The organism is Knoellia koreensis, assembly GCF_013041615.1.
GTDB classification, from domain to species: Bacteria; Actinomycetota; Actinomycetes; order Actinomycetales; family Dermatophilaceae; genus Pedococcus; species Pedococcus koreensis.
Genome location: NZ_JABEPQ010000005.1, coordinates 83622 through 102001 on the forward strand (window position 1 = coordinate 83622; position 18380 = coordinate 102001).

The window sequence follows — 18380 nt, forward strand, 5'->3', positions numbered from 1 at the left end:
TGAGTGGGTTTTGTGATTCACCGTCGGCTGGCGGAGGGCTGGACAGGGTCCCTAGGGCTGAGCCGGACCTCCAGCCGGCCGAGCCGCCAAACCAGGACGGAGATCCCCCACACCATGATGAACGCGCCCACGATCCAGAAGCCCACGTTGTCGAGGCTCAGGTCCGCGACGGCCGCCAACGGACCGGTGGCGATGTGCAGTCGCTGCGTCAGGACGGTGGTGACCTCGATCCCGCCGATGAGCAGAGCGATCCACACCGACATCGCCGTCAGGGTGAGGTTGTAGAAGATCTTTCGGGCGGGCTTGTTCAGTGCCCAGCCGTAGGCGTACGTCATGAAGGAACCGTCGGCTGCGTCCAAGAGGGACATGCCGGCTGCGAACAGCACCGGAAGGGTGACGATGGCCCACCAGGGCAGATCCGATGCGGCAGCGCCCCCGGCGAGCACCAGCAGGCCGACTTCAGTGACGGTGTCGAACCCGAGCCCAAACAGAAAGCCGACTGGGTACATGTGCCAGGGGCGCCCGACGGAGTCGCTCACCCGGCGCAGGACCCGGGCAAGCAGGCCACGACGGTTGAGGGCATTCTCCAGGGCGTCGGCGTTGTACCGGCCGGACCGCAGCTGACCGAGGACGCGGATCAGCCCGATGAGCGCAACCATGTTCGTTAGACCGATGACGAGCAGAAAGGCGCCCGAGACTGACAGTCCCCAGGTGGCGGCAGCGCGCTGCATCTCTGAGCTGCCGGCGGTCACCTGCGCGGCCACGGCTCGAACACCCGCGGCCAAGAGGGCCACCATGACGAACACGACCGATGAGTGGCCGAGGCTGAACCAGAAGCCGACGGTTATGGCCGGCCTGCCTTGCCCGAGCAGTTTGCGCGTCGTGTTGTCGATCGCTGCGATGTGATCGGCATCGAAGGCGTGGCGCATGCCCAGCGTGTAGGCCGTCACCCCCAATCCGACTCCGACCACCTGACCACCGACCGAGTAGTGGCCGGGGACAACGAGCGCGAGCAGCACACCCCAGCCCCACGCGTGCAGGACGGCCACAGCTGCCGCCATGGAGAGCAAGGAGCGTCTGTTCGCCCTCAAGAGCACCCGACCAGCCCGCCGTTCGACGTCCCCGGCCGTTGCGGCGGCGAACGTGGAGGGCGAGACCATGGATGCACGCTAGCGTCCGTCGAACCCTATTGCTACTAAGTCGCAATAGTGAACAGCAGGCAGCCGCCCGTCGAAGTACTGGCAAGCGGGCACCGCGGTCGCATCTTCGTGCGCTTGAGCTGGGAGACCCAGAGTGTCCTGCGCGTCGCGCGCCGCGCGTCTACTAATCTAGCTAGTAGATGCATGGAACCCGAACCAAAGGCACTCCTTGATGACACGCGAGCCGGCTACCGTCTCCGAGCTCTACAGCGCGTTCTCCCTAGAACACGTGCTTCGCCCGGTCGTGGTTAGTTTTCCAACCGTGCCAAAGATTCTGGGCGTATCGCCCCACGGCATCGTGTCGGCCGTGGGGATCTTGATCGGCCTCTGGCTCCTAGGCCGCGTCATGGCTCGGCGCCGGCTACCCCGCGAAGCAGCCGAACTTGCCGCAATCTGGGCGGTGCTGGTTGGAATCGTCGGTGCCCGACTCGACTACGTCATCTCCCACCCATCGAGCTTCTCGTCACCAGTAGCCGCTCTCGAACTGTGGAACGGTGGACTGGCCCTCTTCGGCGGACTGCTCGCTGGCTCCGCGGCAGCGGTACTTGTCCTCATTCACAAGGGCGTCAGCGCTCTGCGCATATTTGACGCGGCGGCGGTGCCGATGGCCACAGCGATTGCGATCGGACGCATCGGCGACATCCTGCTTGGAGATCACTTGGGTCGTCCCGTGTCCGGCCCTTGGGGCCTCGGCTTCCGGATCGAGCCGGGCAGCGTGCTGGCTCCAGGATTCATCCCGAGCCCGGCCGAGGCGCCCACGGCAGGCGAGTCGTGTGCAGATGTCGGACGGTTCTATGCGGGATGCACGTACCACATGTCCGCCGCCTACGACCTGATCGCCGCTGCACTCATCGCGGGCGCCCTCGTGCTGCTGACCCGCAGGGCCCTGCACGCACCGGGGCTCCAGATCACCGCCTTCGCGTACCTGTACGCCGGACAACGGCTCGCGCTCGACACCGTCCGAGGGATCGACGAGCGAATCCTGTTCGGCCTGAGCGGCACCCAGCTGCTCTCGATCGGCATCGTCCTTGCCGCGATCATCGCCTTCGGTCTCATCGCACGCACGGCACGGACGAAGACCAGGTCCGATAAGGCGCCAGCGGAGAGCGACTCTACTCCCCGCAGACGGCTCGAGGCGGAGTCTGTGGCCGGTGACCACGGCGGACGATGAGCCGCTCAAACATCTGCGCAGCTTCACGAGGGCGTCGACGGCGCCACGGCCTCAGGATTTCGCTACTCATCGCCGCGGCACTCGTCGCCCTGATCGGTCACGCCGTGACCCAGGCAGCTCACGGATCGGACAGCAGCAAGCCGCACTGGGCGTCCTCCACCCGATCCATCTTCTCCAGCGGCGATGGATCCGCCACGCCGGCGCCACCTCACGTTGCATCCAAGTCCGGCCATGACCAAAGCCCGGGTCACGGTGGCGCTGCAGACATCGCTGCGTGCGGGCTATTGCTCCTGATCGCGGCAGGCTTCCTGCTTCGCCGCCCCGCGCCGGCCCGGCGCAGCAGTTCCGCCCGACTTGCCCACGGGCGCAGCCCTCGCGGACCGCCAAAGACGCGGCATGCTTCCCTCTTGACCCCAGTTCCTGTCTCGCGCTGCTGAGCCGGGCGACGGCCCACGCCCTCGCCCAGCCACCTCCCATCGACAGGAGCAGCACCATGGACACTCGCCACCCCACCGCACAACAGACCTCATCCTTTCAAGTGATCGCCATGTCCACAGCGGCGCTGGCGCAGACTGCAGCGCTGCACGAGGAACTCTTGCCCAACGGCCTCTTTCCCGCGCTCGGCCGGCGATTCCTGCGCCACTGGCACCAGACCTTCATTACCTCCCCATACGGCTTCGGCCTGACGGCATTTGACCAGCAAGGCAACTGCTGCGGGTTCCTCATTGGCACCACCGACCAGCGGCTCTACACCCTAGGCGTCCTGCGACGGAACGGATACCGGTTGGCAGCGCTCGGGGCCGTCTCAATGGCCACGCGCCCCCGCCTCGCCGTTCGATTCATGCGCACGCGGGCGGCGCGATACCTCATCCGGATCGCGACGGCGCGCAAGCGTAAAGCACCGCCCAACGCAGCTCATCGGGAATCCGAACCACGGGTTGCTGTCCTGCACGCTCTCATCACCGAGCCTTCCGCAAGGGGACGAGGCGTCGCCGCCGCGCTCCTAGGTCAGTTTGAGCAGGAACTGCGAAGCAAGGGTGTGCCCACCCTTCAGTTGGTCACACTGGAGACCGGAGGCGCAACGGGGTTCTACCGCAGGCTGGGTTACGTAGAGACCGATCGCCGAATCAACCGGGACGGCGAAGCCGTCGTCCAGTTCGACCGCCATCTTGGAGAGAAGGCATGACGGCTACGAGTCAGAGCGTGACCCGACGTGGCGTTCTTGGCGCGATCGCCGCGGTCGGCCTCTCCGCGTGCTCGACACCTGCCCAGCGCCCGCGGGGTGCTGACGCGGCCAGCCCATCGAGCACCACGAAAGGTCCAGTCCGACCAGCCGCCCTCCCCCCGCCCAAGGCCTACACACCGCTATCCGAAGAGGTCCTTCCGCAGTGCAAGAAGGCTGCAGCGGACGCTGTCTCCCGAGCTCTCACGTGGGACAGCTCGGATGGCCAGGGGATCACACGCCGTCTCGCCGGCCTGCCGGACGGTCCCCGCCTGGCTGTATCCCTTCGGCCGCTCGTGACGGACGACACGGCTTCCGTGACATCCGTTGTCTACCCTCAATACGGAGGCCTCAACGCGACGCTGACCAGTGCCAGCGTGATGCTTGTGGGACGTCAAACGCTCCTTGGGCGTGACGAGGACCGGCCGCGGTCGCGAGAGTTCATCGTGGACGTGCGCCTTTCAGGCCGAGACAACGCTTGGCGGGTAACCGGCGCCACCATCGGAAGGACACCGCCAGCGGGCGAGACCGACGCCGAAACGCGTCGACTGCTGGCCAACACCCGAGTGAGCCTGCCCGAGCCCGCCCGCGCGGACCTTCAGGCCGCCGATATCAGCGACGAGGTTGTCGCGCTCCTGAATGCTCTTTCGCAGTCATGGCGCCTGGACGTCCAGGTGCTGCGCACCGGCCACCCCAGGAACGTCTTCGGCACGGATCGAATGTCCAACCACACCCGCGGTCGCGCCGTCGACATCTGGGCGATCAACGGCACCCCGGTCATCGGGGCGCCGCGCTCCCTCTGGGAGCCCGTCCTTAAGGAGGCCGCCCGGCTCGGCTCCACCGAAGTGGGCGGCCCCCGACTTCCGGAGCGATCGACGGGTCTTCCCGCGGTGTTCTTCACCAACCCGACGCACCAGGATCATCTCCATCTGGGTTTCGAGCCCGACAAGAAGCGGTGACGCCAGGAACGCCGCCACCCTCTTGTGTTCTGCGCCGACGCCGGCCGGTCAGTACCCATCCACGGTGCGACCTGATCTGGTCAGGCGGCGCATTTCGGCGTCTACCCGAGCGCGCCAGGTCAGCGGAAGCTGCGCTACCCGCGTGCGGCTGGCGTGCATGTTCGCGGCAAAGGTGCACGCGGTCAGGAGCACAAGCCCGAGCAGGTCCCAGTGGTCCTTCGCATAGTGAGGCGACACCGAGGGGATGAGGACCGCTGTCAGGCCAAGGGTCGAGGAGAGCACCCACCATGGCTCCGGCAGGCGGAACCGGAGGCTGGCGCCCAAGAAGAGAAGACCGGTGGCTGCGGCGACGAGCGGCAGGCCCGAATGGTTGAGCATGCTGTCATCGCCGCTTTGGTTCGGCCCGCCCGGCCAAAACCGCGCCCACCAGGAAGATCAGGCCCGCAGCGGGATAACCCGCGACGAGGTCGACGAAGCCCGACGGCGAGCTTGCCAGGTGCTGGAACGCGTGGACAGCCGCAATCACAATCCCGACTGCCATGAGCGCCTGCCCGGCCCGCACCTTGCGACGATGGCTGCGGTACTCCGCGAACCGATCCGGCGCATTCCGAGGTTCCGAGCGTTTGGGCAGACGCATAGAGGGAGTCCCTTCCTGATCCTGGGGCCGATGTTCCCCGACAGCCAGTCTACTATCCTCCCTAGTAGATATCCCGGCGTCGATCGAGAGGCTCGCGTGAAGAGGACAGCAGCAGCGGTTGTGGCCGCGCTGCTCTTGGCCGCCTGTGGGTCAGCGCAGCAGCAGTCGATCGCCGAACAAGCTCGATCCGGCGACCGCAAGGGATACGTCTCCGGCGACGGCACGGTCTCCCAGACCGCACCCAAGGATCGTCGCCCGCCGTTGGAGGTGAGCGGAACGACCCTGGACGGCCAGAGCTGGAGCCTGCAACAGGATCGAGGCAAGGTTGCCGTGCTGAACGTATGGGGCTCCTGGTGCGGTCCCTGTGTCAAGGAAGCACCCGAGCTGCAGAAGGCGTGGAGGACATTCCAGTCCCGGAAGGCGGCAGTTGTCTTCATGGGCATGGACTTCAAGGAAGGACCGGAGGCAGGCCGGGCGTTCGAGAAGGCATACGGCATCACCTACCCATCGCTGGCGTACGACGACGGCCAGCCCGGGTTGGGTCTGGGCGGCCAGGCCCCGGCCGTACCCACAACGCTGGTGCTGGACAGGCAGGGCCGCATCGCCGGGAGGATCCTCGGCGCGACGACGGCAGCGACCCTCACCGGTCTGGTGGAGGACGTGCTAGCCGAGAGCACCAGGTGAACACAGTCATCGACCCCGCCGGCGCGGTCCTCTCCGGTCCGCTGATCGCGGCGATGGGCATTGCGGCCCTCGCCGGGCTCATTTCCTGCGCCTCACCGTGTGTCCTCCCCCTGCTTCCGGGCTTCCTTGGGTACATCACCGGCCTGTCCCCTGACCGTGACCATGCCCGGACGGTCGTCGTGATCACGGGCGCCCTCTTATTCGTTCTTGGATTTGCGAGCGTATTCGTCCTCGGCGTCAGCGCCTTCGCCTTCGCGGGGGACCTCCTGCGGGGACAACAAAACATCATGCTTCGCGCGGGCGGCATCGTGGTCATCGCCATGGGGCTGGTGTTCCTCGGTTTCGGCGGTCAACGGAGCTGGCAACTACGGTGGCGACCGCGCTCCGGCCTGCTCGGCGCCCCGGTGCTCGGCATGGTGTTCGCCACCGGGTGGGCCCCGTGCACGGGACCGACACTCGCCGCCGTGCTCACCCTGGCGACCACCACGGGCGACCAGAACGCGGCCGTGCGCGGAACCGGGCTCGCGCTCGCGTACAGCCTGGGTCTCGGTCTGCCATTCGTCCTCTTCGCCCTTGGGTCGACGCGCTACCGGCGCATCACAAGGTGGATCTCCGCTCACCATCGCGGAGTGCAGGCTTTCGGAGGCGGCATGCTGATCGTCGTCGGCGCTCTCATGGTCTCCGGCGTCTGGGTGGACCTCACGTCCTATCTGCAGACCCGCCTCGTCAACGGCTTCACGACGGTGCTCTGAATGACCGAACTCAAGCAACGGCAAGTCGGGACGATCACCCAGCCTCGGCTCGGGCCGACGGGGTGGGCGCGCTGGGCGTGGCGCCAACTCACCAGCATGCGCGCGGCCCTCCTGCTCCTGCTGTGCCTCGCAGTCGCGGCAGTGCCCGGTTCCATCTGGCCACAGCGCAACATCGACGCCGCCCGGGTCGCCGACTACCTGCAGCGCCACCCTTTGGCCGGGCCGTGGATGGATCGCATCGGGCTCTTCGACGTGTACGCCTCACCTTGGTTCGCCGCCATCTACATTCTGCTCCTTGTCTCGCTCATCGGATGCATCGGCCCACGCACAATGCACTACGCCCGCGCCTACCGGGCCGCGCCACCCCGCCCACCACGCCACCTCGATCGACTTGAAGCGCACAGACGGGTGCAGGTGCCCGGCACCCCACAGGAGGTCGTGCACAGAACCCGTACGATCCTGGGGCGTCGGCACTACCGCACCCACGCCTATGACGAACACAGCATCAGCGCCGAAAGCGGGCACCTCGGTGAAGCGGGAAACCTTCTCTTCCATGCATCCCTGGCTCTGATCGTCATAGCCGTCGCGGCAGGCCACCTCTTCGGATGGCGCGGCGACGCAATCGTGCCCGAGGGCCAGGCACTGACGAACACCCTGTCCTCGTACGGCACGTTCAGCCCCGGACCATGGGTCGACACCGAGCGCCTCGCCCCATTCACCGTGCGCGTCGACTCGATGCGCGCCACCTTCGAGGAACAGGCCAGCGGCGCCCAGTTCGGCGCTCCGCGCGTCTTCACCGCCACGGTCACCGCCAGCGATGGCCCCGGTGACCCGACCCGCCGGACGAAACTGGAAGTCAACAAACCGCTGTCGCTGCCAGGCGCCAAGGCCTTCCTGCTCGGGAATGGGTACGCCCCGGTCGTCACTGTTCGTGACGGCGCGGGAAAGGTCGTCTACCGCGACGCCACCCCGTTCCTGCCGCAGGACAACAACTACCGGTCCACCGGCGCCATCAAGGTGTCCGGCCTGCCCAAAGATCGCCAGCTCGGCTTCACCGGCCTGTTCCTGCCGACCGCAACCATCGAGGCGCGGATCGGGCCGACGTCACTCTTTCCCGCGCTCAAGAACCCCGCACTGGTCTTGACCGCCTACGAAGGAGAGCTCTACCCGGGCGGGAGACCTCAGAACGTATACACGCTCGCCACGGACGCAATGACCCAGCTGCGCCAGCCAAGCGGCGACCCAGTCCGCATTTGGCTGACCCCAGGTTCCACCGTCCAACTTCCCGGAGGACGCGGCTCGATCACCCTGGAGTCGGTAAGCCGATTTGCAGGACTGTCCGTGCGTCACGACCCAGCGAAACCGTTTGCACTCATTGGGGCGATTGGGGCCATGCTCGGGCTCACGTTCTCGTTCACCACGCGGCGTCGCCGCGTCTTCGTGCGAGTCATGCCAGTCGTCGGCGGTGCCGAGACAACCCCCATGACGATCGTCGACTTTGGCGCGCTCGCCAAGGGCGGCGACCCACGACTGCGCGCTGCAGTCGACCGCCTCATCTCAGACTTGTTCGGCACCGAAAGAGAGCGATCATGACCCCGCGCGTTCTGGAGTCCTACTCCACTCTGAGCCTCTACAGCGCAATCGCCGTCTTCACCGTCGCCATGGTCGCTTTCGCGACCGGGCTCGCCTGGAGGGTGCGCACGGCGTCCGCTTCGGCTACGGCAACCGATGCCGCCGTTGCCCCTCGGCAGGACCGGCCAGCGCGATCGGCAGCCGACGGGATCGCATACTCCTTGACCTGGCTCGCCGCGGCCATTCTGGCCGCGGCCGTCCTGCTCCGGGCTCTTGCCGTCATGAGGGTGCCGTGGGGGAACATGTTCGAGTTCACAACCACGGGGTCGCTTGCTGTGGTGTTGACCTTCCTTGTCGCGAACCTGAGATGGGATCTGCGTTGGTCCGGGGTATTCGTCGTTGGTCCCGTGCTGCTGGCCCTGGGCATGGCCGTCACGGTCTACTACACAGCGGCCAGCCAACTGCTTCCGTCGCTGCGCAGCTACTGGCTCGTCATCCATGTCTCCGTCGCAATCTTGTCCGTTGCCCTGTTCAGCCTTGGGGCGGTGATGTCCCTTCTCTTTGTCCTGAAGTCGCGGTCCACACGACGCTCGACAGGGTCACGGATTCTTGCCGCCCTTCCCGACACGACGACGCTCGAAGGGACCGCGTACGCGCTGCACATCGTGGCATTCCCGTTGTGGACGTTCACACTGGTCGCCGGCGCAATCTGGGCGGAGCAGGCATGGGGAGCCTATTGGCAGTGGGACCCCAAGGAGGTCTGGACTTTCGTCATCTGGGTCGTCTACGCGGCATACCTGCACGCGCGCGCCACCTCGGGATGGTCGCGCGAGGCGTCCGCCCTCCTCGCTCTCGCCGGGTACGTCTCGATCCTCGTTAACTACATGGTCGTCAATGTGTACTTCGTAGGGATGCATTCGTACTCGGGAATGTGACCGCTTCGGCGGCCATGGTGACCTGGGCTGGACAGTAATCCGCGTTGATGCCCAGAGCAGCCGGCAACACCGCAATGACTGCTGGCGCGGTCAGCGCGCTCGCGACGAGAACCACGGCGGCAAGCTGTGCACGCCATGGGCGGGGTGAGGGATCGCCCGAAAGGCGGGAGACGCGCATAGATGTCAAGTTCGTCGTCGCTCCGAGGGCCCCGTCTGGCACTGGACCGGCGCCGAGGGCGAGCAGCGCTCGGATCACTGCAGGCCCGTCCGTTTCACGGCGGGCCGCATCGTCTGCCAACACCTCCACGAGTTGGGCGATTTCCTCGGCGGCCATGCGCACACCAGGGATCCAGCCCACGCTTCGACGCAGACCGTCAGCGATCATCGTGATCTGAGCGTGGCGCCCGCGCAGATGTGCTCGCTCATGGGCCAGCACCGCACTGAGTTCTCTAGAACCGAGTAGATCCAACGTTCCGGTCGTCAGCACGACGCCACCGGGGCGGCCTGGAACACAGTAGACCAACGGCTGGCCATGCTGCAGAACCCACGCATCCAGAGACGGCTGGAACGTTCCCGCACGCGTTAGGCCGCTTAGATGACGTCGCCGGTACCGGGCCGCTCGAATCATGCCGAGCGCAACGAGGACTCCCAGGGTTGTGAGCGCAGCCCAGCCGATCGCGGCGACCGCAAGATGAGTGGCAGTGTCGCCGGTGCCCGCGTACGCCCCGCTGAGGGTCAGCACGCACGCCGATAGCAGATTGACCAGGCCGTCGGCTATCGGCTTAGTTCCGACCACAGGCGCCAAGGCCGCAAGTGCCAGGCTCAAGACAATAGAAGCGTCAAGGGACAACCACAGGGCCAAAGCTGAGCGCGGCGACCGCCCAGCAATGCCGGACCGACGCAACCACGCCCCAAACACCGTGCCAGCCAAAACCGCATAGAGCAGCAGTGCCACAGAGACCTTCATGTGCGGCCCCGCCTGCGGAAGCGTCTGGAATCCTTGAAGGACTCCGACTCCAGAGCCGTTCGCAGCTGCTCGATCTCCCCAGCCGACAACTGAGACACGAAGCGCAACAAGGGGGTGGTGCGATCCGGGCCGTCGCCCACAGCCTCGGCGATCAAGGCAGCCGTGTGGTCCGCCTCAGCGGCCACCGGGGCGTATGCATATGCCCGTCCGACGAGAGCGCGACTGAGGAGGCCTTTGCGTTCCAGGTTGGTCATGACCGTCATGACGGTCGTGTACGCGACCTTGCGCTCTCGGTTGAGGTCCTCAAGAACCTCCCGCACGGTCGCGGGCCGGTTCCACCCCCAGAGCCGATCCATGATCGCCCTTTCCAAGCCGCCGAGTTCGCGCATACATCCTCTCCGCTCGTGTCCGGCTCCATGCTATGCGTTCATCACCGGGGCGTGGCGCCTCGCCAGGCTGGTCCACATGAAGCGTTGCGACCAATCTTCGTCGGATCTTCATCGAACTAGTGGCAGATCTCGACACGGCCAGACCAGCGTTTGCGACCAGCGCACACACGGTAAGGAGTTCTTCTGGGGCGTCGGTAGTGATGGGAGGCTCGAGGTCGTGATGGCTACGGCTGGTGTAGCCATCGCGCTTCTGGTTCTTGGGACTTGGGCGATTCGCATCCTGCTCAGAACTCGATCCGAGGCGCGCGCCGAGCGCGCCAAGGTCCGCGACGTCAACTTGCCCGCGGCGAGATCAGCGCTGAGCAGTACCGTGCCGCCTTGGCGGATCTGGGCGAGCCAGACGTGAGGCGAGGACATCTCGGACGATAGGGGGCAGCCCCGGCGACGGCCCGCGTCTATATGTCACCGACCGAGGCGGGGGAAACCTGTCTCGCGGCCGATACGACGGGGCGATGTGGACAGCGTCAGGCTCGTACCGTACGAACTGCTAAGCCAACTTCAGCATCCGGTGGATGACCGAACCGTAGGCAGGGCTGCCTGCGCGTACTCGAGATGTTCACCGTGCGTGGTCACAGCGCCACAGTGCCCGACGGCACGCCGCGGGAGGAGATCGGAGGCGTGTCGGCGTGATCGCTGGACGCCTGATCTGGCGTGATAACCAACACCGAGCACCTCGGCGGCCAATGGCTCGCGGTGACGAAGTCAGTAAGGTGCGATGAGCAAGTCGGCGCGCGTCTGCTGGCGCCACTCGAGTGCGCTCAGAAGGACCACGCCCACGAGTACGACGAAGCGCTGCGCCCGCCGGCTGAGCGCTAGGTCCAGTGCGAGCCACCGGCCCGAGAGTTGGCCAATCGCGGCCCGTACGCTGAAGAGAATTCCAGCGGCAACGGCGGCGATTCCGAGAGGGTTGTACGTCCAAGCCAGCGCCAGATCCCCGCGGGCTGTGTACATGGCGGACCTGGTTCCCCCACAAAGCGGATCCATCACCCCTAGGCGATGGAGAAGACCATGCAGGTCCACCGGTGGTAGCCCCCACAGCGCCATCACCGCCGCTGCTGCCATGCCTGCCAATGCCGTCCAGGTTATCCAGACGTGCTCGTCGCGGGAGCTCAGCTTGACCGCCACGTGCGTTCGCACTGCACTCACGACTGCTCCCTGCTCAGGTTGGTGATGACCGAAGCCAAACATCATGGTCCCGGCCACGGGATGCGCACAGCGGACAGCTGATGCCGCAACCTGGGAGCGAGCCGTAGTAAGGCGAACCATCCTGCGGCCCGTGACGGCGTGTGATCAGAGGACGTCATAGCCACTTCCGCGGGTCTACTGGGGTGCCGTCCTCGCGAACTTCGAAGTGCAGGTGGCAGCCCGTCGAAGCGCCCGTTGTGCCGATGTACCCGATGACCTCGCCACGAGAGACCGTCCCGGATGTGCGGGCGATACGATTCATGTGGTTGTACGTGGTCACAAGCGACACGCCGCCACGAACGCCATGGTCGATGACTACGCGGTTGCCGTAATCCCCCGCCCAACCAGCGGAAATGACCGTACCGGGGGCCGCTGCGGTAACGGGCTCACCACAGGCGGCCGCGTAGTCGCGCCCCGCATGAAGGCGCCAGTACCTGAGGATCGGATGGAATCTCATCCCGAACTCGGAACTGATCCGGCCGCCCGATGGTGCGCTCAGGAAGCCCCCTGACGTCTCAGGAGCGGGTGGCACATAGTGCTTCTTGGCTCTCGCCGCCGCTGCGCGGGCTGCCGCCTCGCGCTGCGCCTTCGCTCGTGCAGCGGCGATCTTCGCTGCACGAGCGCGGGCAGCGAGCACCCGCTGCAAACGTTGCGACTCCTCCTGCAGACCCTTCAGACGTCGCTCTTCGGCTCCTTTCTGAGCCTCGACCGCTGCCGCCTGCCGAACCTGCGCGCGAGCCAAGTCGTCGAGCCGCGTCTTGGCAACCTGGGCGGACTTCCGTGCTGCGGACGCAGCCACGACTGCTCGTTCGGCTTCCTTCTTGGCGAGCGTCACCTCTTGGCGCAGCGCGACCAGATGCGCCTCGTTCGCTGCGGCCCCTGCTCGCAGCGTGCTCAGTCTTGCAAGGGACCGCCGCTGCACATCGCCGACAGTCTCAGTCATCGCGACGCGACTGGCGAAGTCATCGGGGCTCGTAGCGTTGAGGGCTACGGCGAGTTGTCCCATTCCTTGGTCTTGGTATAGCTGTGAAGCGAACTGTGCGACTCGTCGACGGGCATCCGCAATGTCGCTCTGGGAGCGCGCCGATTGACTGATCGCCACCTGCTCTCGAGCCCCCGCGACTTCCAGAGCGGCCGCCATCTCGTCATTTCGCTGCTCGGCTCTAGCTTGGGCTGTGACAGCGCGGTCAAGGGTCGCCTGGGCCCCAGGCAACTCGGCCTGCGTGCGTCGCAACAACAGATAGGCATTCGCCAACTGCGCCGATGTGTCATCGAGCTCGTTGCGAAGGGCGTCAATCTGCTTGTCGATCTGGGTCTTGTCGTCTTTCGGGTCGGCCTTGGCTGCTGGCTCGGCGAGGGCCGAGACAGCGGCGGCGAGGACGGCCACGAGACCCATGCGCACGAGGCGTTGCCAGTACGACGATGCTCCCACGGACCACATGGGTCACATTGATACCACGCATCTACTAAGTCACATAGGAGATTGGGCCAACATGGTGGCCCGGTGCGGCACATGGAGTCGCCCTTGGACGGGGCACAAGCCGTCCGCAGGCAGGCGGCTCAGGCCTGGATGCCCTTGGCCGAGAGCCAGGCTGAAGGGTCTACGGCGGGTCCGCCGCCGGGGTGGATCTCCAAGTGCAGGTGCGGACCGGTCGACCGCCCGGTGTTGCCGGTGCGCCCAACGAGCTGACCCGCGGAGACGTGATCTCCGACGCCCACGGCGACGGAGTCCATGTGGGCGTACACCGAGACCGTTCCATCCCCATACCGGATCTCGACCTTGTTGCCGTAGGCACCCGCGGGCCCGGCAGACATGACAACCCCGCCGGACATGGCTGACAAACGGGTGCCTACCGGTGCGGCGTAGTCGTCGCCTTGATGCATCCTCCCCCAGCGGTAACCGAATCCTGAGGTGAACTGGGCGCCCGCAATGGGAAGCACCCAGCGGTTGCGTTGTCGTCGTGCGGCGTCGGCCAGTGCTTGCCGTTGCGCCTCCTTGGCTTGGATGGCGTTCTTGCGCTTGAGCTCCGCCCGCTCGCGGGCGCGATCGGCGCGCTGCTGGGCTTCGATGTGCGCCAGGACGGCATCGGCCTTGAGCTGCATCTCCCTACGCTCCTCGGTGTGCCCCGCATCGTGGACAGCCCGCATCGCCGCGGAGGCGGGAGCGAGCTTCAGCGTGGTCGCCGCTTGCTCGCCAGCACTCCAGGTAACCGTCGTGACTCCCGCAGTTGTCGCCACCAGAACAGCAGCCAGCGCGGATGGCACACCGGATCCGCCCGTCAGGGCCCGTGGAATCCGCGGTGCGGCACGGTGACGCGCCACGTAGGCACGATGGCGGCCGGAATACCGTCGATCGTTCAAGGAACAGCCTCAAAGTGGGGTTTGGCGGTCGCCGGCACCCTACCGTAACCCTTTCGTTATCTCCCATTTTCTGTGCGTCAAAGTCGCACCGCTTCCGGATTGCGCTCCATGCCCATGCCTGCTCCTTGTGTCAGTAGACTGGCATACCCCGGAGGGGTATAACGGAAGCATGACAGACATGGCCATTGAGGCAGCCCGATCTCCGAGGAGTGCACCGACGTCGGTTGGCGCCGACGCGGTCACCGCAACTTTGGGGGTAGCCGTCGTCGGGGGTGTTTACGCCGACGGCTGGGCTCACGTGAACGTCGGTGGCTTGGAGACGTTCTTCACGCCGTGGCACTTGGTGCTCTATTCAAGCTTCACCGTCCTGAGTCTGTGGGTTGCGGCGCTGGTCTGGCACCGGCGGTCGCGCGGCACATCACCAACATCGCTGGCGCCACCCGGTTATGGGCTGGGCCTCATAGGTATTGCAGCGTTCGCGGTCGGCGGGCTACTGGACATGCTCTGGCACCTAGCGTTCGGGATCGAGGCCGGACTCGACGCTCTCGTGAGTCCGACGCACCTAGTGCTGCTCGGTGGTGGCGCTCTACTGCTCTCCAGCGCCGCGCGTTCCGACCGCTTCCGAAACAGCGGGGGCCCTGCGGGGTGGACAGCTGTTATCTCCATCGCTTCAGTCGCCAGTCTCGGGAGCTTCTTCCTGAGTTACGTGTCGGTCTTCGTCGAGCCCGGTGCCGTGACAGCGCTCACAGCGATCCCGGAAGGTGCGCCGGGACATCAGGCCGCGGAACTTCCGTCCACGGCCGGCCTCGGCGGGTACCTGATCACCACCATGGTCCTCGTTGTTCCGCTGCTGCTGATTTGCCGGCTCGGCGGGACTCGACCGGGGACGACCACCGTGCTGACCGCGGCTGTCGCGTTGCCCGGAGCAGCCCTTACGGACTTCAGGTACATCTGGCCCGCGGTGGCTTCCGTTGTCGCTGCACTGCTGCTCGACCTCGGCTTCCGCGCCTGGCGCTGGCCGTCTCGAACGATCGCCATATCCGTTCCGCCAGCCATCCTGGGTGCACAGCTAGTGGGCTTGGCGTCAACCGGCGACTTGGCGTGGCCAGTTTCCTTGTGGACCGGGGTGATCGCACTCGCCGCAATGATGGGGTATGCCCTGTCGCTGCTCTCCTCGACGCTTGACAAACAGGAACCCCTGAGCCGAGCGGAGCCGCACGATCACGCCATCGAGGCCCGTAACCGCAACGGCATCGCGCACGATCATTCCCGACGCGCCGCACGCCAATGATGAACAGCCACAGCAGCGCCCCTACACGTCCGGGATGCGGCCCATCTCTGAAGTCGCGCATGTGCAGGTCGCTCATTGGGGTGTTGAGGTACATGGTGCCTGCAGATCAGTTCTCCGCGTAGGCCAAGTTCTCGGCGATCCGCAGGAGTCGTTTCGGGCTCGGCCCGTCGCCTGGCCCCGCGGCGGCTCTGCTGGCGCGATGCATGGACGCGTCCATCCCTGCAGGCGTTCAATCGCAGGGCTGCGCCATCGAGTGGGCGACGCTCGGTGCCGCGTTGAGGCGATCTCACGGACCGCAGGGCCAGCCACAACGCACTTACTCCTGGACCACCTCGCCCCACGTCCGCAGTGTGGGCGCGGATTGAGGTCGTCGACGTCCATCAGCATCTCCCGGGCGACGTGGTCGGTGTCGAGGAAGAGCTCCCCGGCGCAGCGCGGATCCCGGGGCGTCATGGTGCGTGCTCACCCAAGAGGTCGCACGTCACTGCGACCAGGCGCGCAGTTCCAGGGGCCACATCCTCAATCGGGCGCAGGCGTGTGGTCGCCTCGGCTGCGCAATAGCTCGAGCGGGTTGGTCTCGAGTGAGACCGGCTCGTCGACCTCGGCTGTGTCGTCGACGCGGGCCGAGGCGCTCCAATGCCTGGGAGGCGAGCAGCTGCATTCCGAGCGCGAGGCCGAGAGTGATCAGGTCTGACGCGCGCTCGGCGCACGCCTCACCAGGTTCAGCTCGGTGGCTCAGCAGGCGCCTCGTGATGGTCAGGATGTGTGCTCGGCGGCGCTCTGCCGGGCGCGCCGTGTAGACCGCGCACTGCCGCTCCTCTCTCCGCATTTGCCTCACGGAGTAGGCCGGTCGGCCGAGGAGTCGGACGACCCAGGATTTGCTTCGTTCCGTCCCTCATCTAAGAGGGCCTGCGCGAAGACGGAAGCTGCTTGGCTGGCTTGGTCGTCGAGGACGTGGGCATAGACCCGTAGCGTGATGGCCGGATCGGCATGCCCCAACCGGTTGGCCACCACATGAACGGGCACCCCCACCTTGAGAAGCAGCGTGGCGTGCAGGTGCCGCAGGTCGTGCAGCCGGATGACGGTCAAGGGCTTCTCTCCCACGGCAGCAGCGGCCGCGTTGTGCTGGCGCAGTAGCTTGGTCATCAGCGCGGTAGGTGTGTCTGGAAAGAGCGGCTCCCCAAGTTCCTGCCTGAAGACATGATCGCCGTCAGTCCAAGAGCCGCCAGCGAGCTCGCGTTCCAGCTGCTGGCGGCGGTGGTGCTCGATCATGACAGCGGCGGTACCGGGGTCGATGCTGATGGTGCGTTCGCGACCCCCTTTGGTCGTTCCCTCAACCCGCGTTCCAGCGATCACCGAAACGGTGCCGCGTAGCCGGATGGTCGGAGCGTCGCCGAGGTTGACGTCTGACCACCGGAGATTCGCCAGCTCCCCCCGGCGGGCGCCCGTGTAGGCCGACAGCCGGAAGAACGCATGAAGCCGATGTTGAGATGCCGTCTCTAGGAAGGACACGAGGTCTGTGGCGGTCCACATGATCACCGGTTCGGCGTGGGCCTTGCGAGGCCGCTTGGCTCGCTCAGCTGGATTGCTCGTCAGGAGCTGATCGTTGCGCACTGCATCTGCGAGTGCCTTGCGAAGTACCGCATGCACGTACTCGACCGTCCTGGCGGACAGCGGCCTACCATTCTTACCACCCGATTCGAGCAGCTCCCGGTAGAGGATGCTCAAGTCTGTCGCACGCAGGGCTTGCAAGCGCTTGCCACCGATCCGTGGGGCGACGTAGTTCTCGATGAGATGTGCGTACCCCGCTCGAGTCCTGGGCTTGACTTCCAACGCGTGCACGGCGAGCCACTCGTTCAGGTACTCGGCCACGGTCGTCGCGCTGCGGTTGACGTAGTCGCCGTTGCTCGCCGCCATCCTGGCCTCGTCCCGTGCCCGCTTGGCTGCCGACTCCGTGGGAAAGCCACCGACCCACCGAGGCTTGCTCAGCCCTTTGCTGTCAGTGACTCGGATGACGTAGGACCATGTGCCACCGCGCCTGATGACACCGTTGCGCAGCCTGGGCGCCGGGCCGCTAGAGTCGCTGGTCATCGCGCTCCCACGGCATCGGACGTGGCAACTCGCTCGAGGGCGTCGACGTAATGCGCCAGGTCTTCGCCCCGCACGCGGCGGGCTCCCCCGATTCGAACAGAAGGCAGTTCGCCGCTGCGGACCAGCTCGTACACCTTGGTGCGGCTCAGGCTTAGGCACGCGGCGACGTCGGGCACCCGATACAGCAACTTCCCATTCATGGCTGATCCTTCGATTCTGTGCGAGCCGGTCTCGGTTGGACGGGGGTTGGCTGAACATGTCCTTAAGCGGATTCCTGCGCTTGGATGGACAACACCGACCACGTCTGCAGCAGCGGCACCCGTGGCGAGCCGAGGCGACTGAGGGGTGGGGACATGTCCGGAACCGCGCTCCATCTGCTAACGGCTTGCTAACCAGCGCTCGGACACGCGCGGACGCCGCCGGTCGCTCTGAAGTCAGATTGAGCACGGCGCGCACGCTATGGGACGACCGCGCCGTCCCGGTCGCGAACTGAAAATCGGAAGGTCGGCGGTTCGACCCCGCCCCTGGCCACCACGAGAAGCCGCAGGTATGCCGCGTAGGCACCTGCGGCTTCGTCGTCTCCGAGGCGGTGGAACTAGGCATCTTCCTCATGACCAGACGGGCCTTAGGCGCGGAATCTCGAGGCATCGAATCCACGAGAGGACCTGTCATGAGCATCGCAGCACACCCACTCACGGTCGATGCCGAGCTGGCGTACAAGGCCGACCTCCTCAGCCACGCAGACGGCTCACACCCGGCCCCGGTCGGCAGTCAGCGCAGCCACGTCCTGCGCCGGTCGGCCTCGCGCCTGCGCGCCCTCCTGCGGGAGTTTGCCCGAGAGCTCGCCCAGGGCGCGTGCCCCACGGTCGGCCCCCAGCACGCGCCACGACGATCCTGATGCCGGG

General features: G+C 66.2%; 19 protein-coding genes. 9 read left to right on the top strand and 10 right to left on the bottom strand.

Features of this window, described 5'->3' with window-relative positions; all coding sequences use genetic code 11:
* Positions 1-17 precede the first annotated feature (17 nt).
* The gene (gene nicT, locus HJG52_RS17795; protein ID WP_240978191.1) at positions 18-1160 is read right to left on the bottom strand and encodes a Nickel transporter NicT; all 1143 of its coding nucleotides are present in this window, start codon (positions 1158-1160) and stop codon (positions 18-20) included.
* A gap of 211 nt (positions 1161-1371) precedes the next feature.
* Between nicT and HJG52_RS17800 the strand changes: the two genes are divergently transcribed.
* The 3 genes from HJG52_RS17800 (at position 1372) to HJG52_RS17810 (ending at position 4551) form a co-directional block, all read left to right on the top strand.
* The gene (locus HJG52_RS17800) at positions 1372-2370 is read left to right on the top strand and encodes a prolipoprotein diacylglyceryl transferase (protein ID WP_171244975.1); all 999 of its coding nucleotides are present in this window, start codon (positions 1372-1374) and stop codon (positions 2368-2370) included.
* Positions 2371-2863: 493 nt separating this feature from the next.
* Complete coding sequence (locus tag HJG52_RS17805; RefSeq protein WP_171244976.1) at positions 2864-3556, top strand: GNAT family N-acetyltransferase; 693 nt, start codon at positions 2864-2866, stop codon at positions 3554-3556.
* A gap of 332 nt (positions 3557-3888) precedes the next feature.
* On the top strand, positions 3889-4551 hold the full coding sequence (locus tag HJG52_RS17810) for a hypothetical protein (RefSeq protein WP_171244977.1): 663 nt from the start codon (positions 3889-3891) through the stop codon (positions 4549-4551).
* A gap of 48 nt (positions 4552-4599) precedes the next feature.
* Here HJG52_RS17810 and HJG52_RS17815 read toward each other — a convergent pair whose 3' ends face one another.
* Together HJG52_RS17815 and HJG52_RS17820 are read right to left on the bottom strand one after the other, a co-directional pair.
* Positions 4600-4929 (bottom strand): hypothetical protein, encoded by a 330-nt coding sequence (locus tag HJG52_RS17815; protein ID WP_171244978.1) that lies wholly within the window; start codon positions 4927-4929, stop codon positions 4600-4602.
* A gap of 4 nt (positions 4930-4933) precedes the next feature.
* Positions 4934-5188 carry a hypothetical protein gene (locus tag HJG52_RS17820; protein ID WP_171244979.1) on the bottom strand — a complete coding sequence of 85 codons (255 nt, stop codon included), beginning with the start codon at positions 5186-5188 and terminating at the stop codon, positions 4934-4936.
* A gap of 30 nt (positions 5189-5218) precedes the next feature.
* Between HJG52_RS17820 and HJG52_RS17825 the strand changes: the two genes are divergently transcribed.
* The 4 genes from HJG52_RS17825 to ccsB are packed head-to-tail and all read left to right on the top strand — an operon-like array spanning position 5219 to position 9131.
* On the top strand, positions 5219-5872 hold the full coding sequence (locus tag HJG52_RS17825) for a TlpA family protein disulfide reductase (RefSeq protein WP_171244980.1): 654 nt from the start codon (positions 5219-5221) through the stop codon (positions 5870-5872).
* Complete coding sequence (locus tag HJG52_RS17830; protein WP_346767827.1) at positions 5869-6624, top strand: cytochrome c biogenesis CcdA family protein; 756 nt, start codon at positions 5869-5871, stop codon at positions 6622-6624. The genes HJG52_RS17825 and HJG52_RS17830 overlap by 4 nt, the downstream gene beginning before the upstream one ends.
* Positions 6625-8217 carry a cytochrome c biogenesis protein ResB gene (resB, locus tag HJG52_RS17835; protein ID WP_171244981.1) on the top strand — a complete coding sequence of 531 codons (1593 nt, stop codon included), beginning with the start codon at positions 6625-6627 and terminating at the stop codon, positions 8215-8217.
* Positions 8214-9131, top strand: coding sequence for a c-type cytochrome biogenesis protein CcsB (ccsB, locus tag HJG52_RS17840; protein WP_171244982.1), 918 nt, complete (start codon positions 8214-8216; stop codon positions 9129-9131). Before resB ends, ccsB begins: the two co-directional genes overlap by 4 nt.
* On the opposite strand, the gene HJG52_RS17845 is transcribed toward ccsB, so the two are convergent.
* The 5 genes from HJG52_RS17845 to HJG52_RS21770 form a co-directional block, all read right to left on the bottom strand.
* Complete coding sequence (locus tag HJG52_RS17845; RefSeq protein WP_171244983.1) at positions 9088-10086, bottom strand: M48 family metalloprotease; 999 nt, start codon at positions 10084-10086, stop codon at positions 9088-9090. The two genes, ccsB and HJG52_RS17845, sit on opposite strands and share 44 nt — an antisense overlap.
* A gap of 8 nt (positions 10087-10094) precedes the next feature.
* Positions 10095-10487: a BlaI/MecI/CopY family transcriptional regulator gene (locus HJG52_RS17850; protein WP_171244984.1), complete on the bottom strand. Its 393-nt coding sequence runs from the start codon at positions 10485-10487 to the stop codon at positions 10095-10097.
* A gap of 762 nt (positions 10488-11249) precedes the next feature.
* Positions 11250-11813, bottom strand: coding sequence for a DUF2752 domain-containing protein (locus HJG52_RS21940; RefSeq protein WP_430413357.1), 564 nt, complete (start codon positions 11811-11813; stop codon positions 11250-11252).
* Positions 11814-11847: 34 nt separating this feature from the next.
* On the bottom strand, positions 11848-13128 hold the full coding sequence (locus tag HJG52_RS17860; protein ID WP_171244986.1) for a M23 family metallopeptidase: 1281 nt from the start codon (positions 13126-13128) through the stop codon (positions 11848-11850).
* A 164-nt stretch (positions 13129-13292) separates the two neighbouring features.
* Entirely contained in the window at positions 13293-13997 is a 705-nt protein-coding gene (locus HJG52_RS21770; protein ID WP_171244987.1) for a peptidoglycan DD-metalloendopeptidase family protein, read from the bottom strand.
* 265 nt (positions 13998-14262) lie between these two features.
* On the opposite strand from HJG52_RS21770, the gene HJG52_RS17870 reads away from it, so the two are divergent.
* Positions 14263-15384, top strand: coding sequence for a hypothetical protein (locus tag HJG52_RS17870; protein ID WP_171244988.1), 1122 nt, complete (start codon positions 14263-14265; stop codon positions 15382-15384).
* 834 nt (positions 15385-16218) lie between these two features.
* On the opposite strand, the gene HJG52_RS17875 is transcribed toward HJG52_RS17870, so the two are convergent.
* Both HJG52_RS17875 and HJG52_RS17880 read right to left on the bottom strand, forming a co-directional pair.
* On the bottom strand, positions 16219-17301 hold the full coding sequence (locus tag HJG52_RS17875; protein ID WP_206071084.1) for a tyrosine-type recombinase/integrase: 1083 nt from the start codon (positions 17299-17301) through the stop codon (positions 16219-16221).
* A 170-nt stretch (positions 17302-17471) separates the two neighbouring features.
* The gene (locus tag HJG52_RS17880) at positions 17472-17675 is read right to left on the bottom strand and encodes a helix-turn-helix domain-containing protein (protein ID WP_171244989.1); all 204 of its coding nucleotides are present in this window, start codon (positions 17673-17675) and stop codon (positions 17472-17474) included.
* Positions 17676-18145: 470 nt separating this feature from the next.
* Here HJG52_RS17880 and HJG52_RS17885 point away from each other — a divergent pair, with 470 nt between their 5' ends.
* Positions 18146-18373, top strand: coding sequence for a hypothetical protein (locus HJG52_RS17885; protein ID WP_171244990.1), 228 nt, complete (start codon positions 18146-18148; stop codon positions 18371-18373).
* Positions 18374-18380: the final 7 nt, after the last annotated feature.

Bases quoted from the DNA above. Each gene is read 5' to 3' on its own strand.
- HJG52_RS17800 (WP_171244975.1), top strand. From the start codon at position 1,372: ATGACACGCGAGCCGGCTACCGTCTCCGAGCTCTACAGCGCGTTCTCC.
- HJG52_RS17815 (WP_171244978.1), bottom strand. From the start codon at position 4,929: ATGCTCAACCATTCGGGCCTGCCGCTCGTCGCCGCAGCCACCGGTCTT.
- HJG52_RS17885 (WP_171244990.1), top strand. From the start codon at position 18,146: ATGAGCATCGCAGCACACCCACTCACGGTCGATGCCGAGCTGGCGTAC.
- nicT (WP_240978191.1), bottom strand. From the start codon at position 1,160: ATGGTCTCGCCCTCCACGTTCGCCGCCGCAACGGCCGGGGACGTCGAA.
- HJG52_RS17825 (WP_171244980.1), top strand. From the start codon at position 5,219: ATGTTCCCCGACAGCCAGTCTACTATCCTCCCTAGTAGATATCCCGGC.
- HJG52_RS17850 (WP_171244984.1), bottom strand. From the start codon at position 10,487: ATGCGCGAACTCGGCGGCTTGGAAAGGGCGATCATGGATCGGCTCTGG.
- HJG52_RS17820 (WP_171244979.1), bottom strand. From the start codon at position 5,188: ATGCGTCTGCCCAAACGCTCGGAACCTCGGAATGCGCCGGATCGGTTC.
- HJG52_RS17875 (WP_206071084.1), bottom strand. From the start codon at position 17,301: ATGGCGGCGAGCAACGGCGACTACGTCAACCGCAGCGCGACGACCGTG.
- ccsB (WP_171244982.1), top strand. From the start codon at position 8,214: ATGACCCCGCGCGTTCTGGAGTCCTACTCCACTCTGAGCCTCTACAGC.
- HJG52_RS17805 (WP_171244976.1), top strand. From the start codon at position 2,864: ATGGACACTCGCCACCCCACCGCACAACAGACCTCATCCTTTCAAGTG.
- HJG52_RS17880 (WP_171244989.1), bottom strand. From the start codon at position 17,675: ATGAATGGGAAGTTGCTGTATCGGGTGCCCGACGTCGCCGCGTGCCTA.
- resB (WP_171244981.1), top strand. From the start codon at position 6,625: ATGACCGAACTCAAGCAACGGCAAGTCGGGACGATCACCCAGCCTCGG.
- HJG52_RS17860 (WP_171244986.1), bottom strand. From the start codon at position 13,128: ATGGGTCTCGTGGCCGTCCTCGCCGCCGCTGTCTCGGCCCTCGCCGAG.
- HJG52_RS17870 (WP_171244988.1), top strand. From the start codon at position 14,263: ATGACAGACATGGCCATTGAGGCAGCCCGATCTCCGAGGAGTGCACCG.
- HJG52_RS21940 (WP_430413357.1), bottom strand. From the start codon at position 11,813: ATGGTTCGCCTTACTACGGCTCGCTCCCAGGTTGCGGCATCAGCTGTC.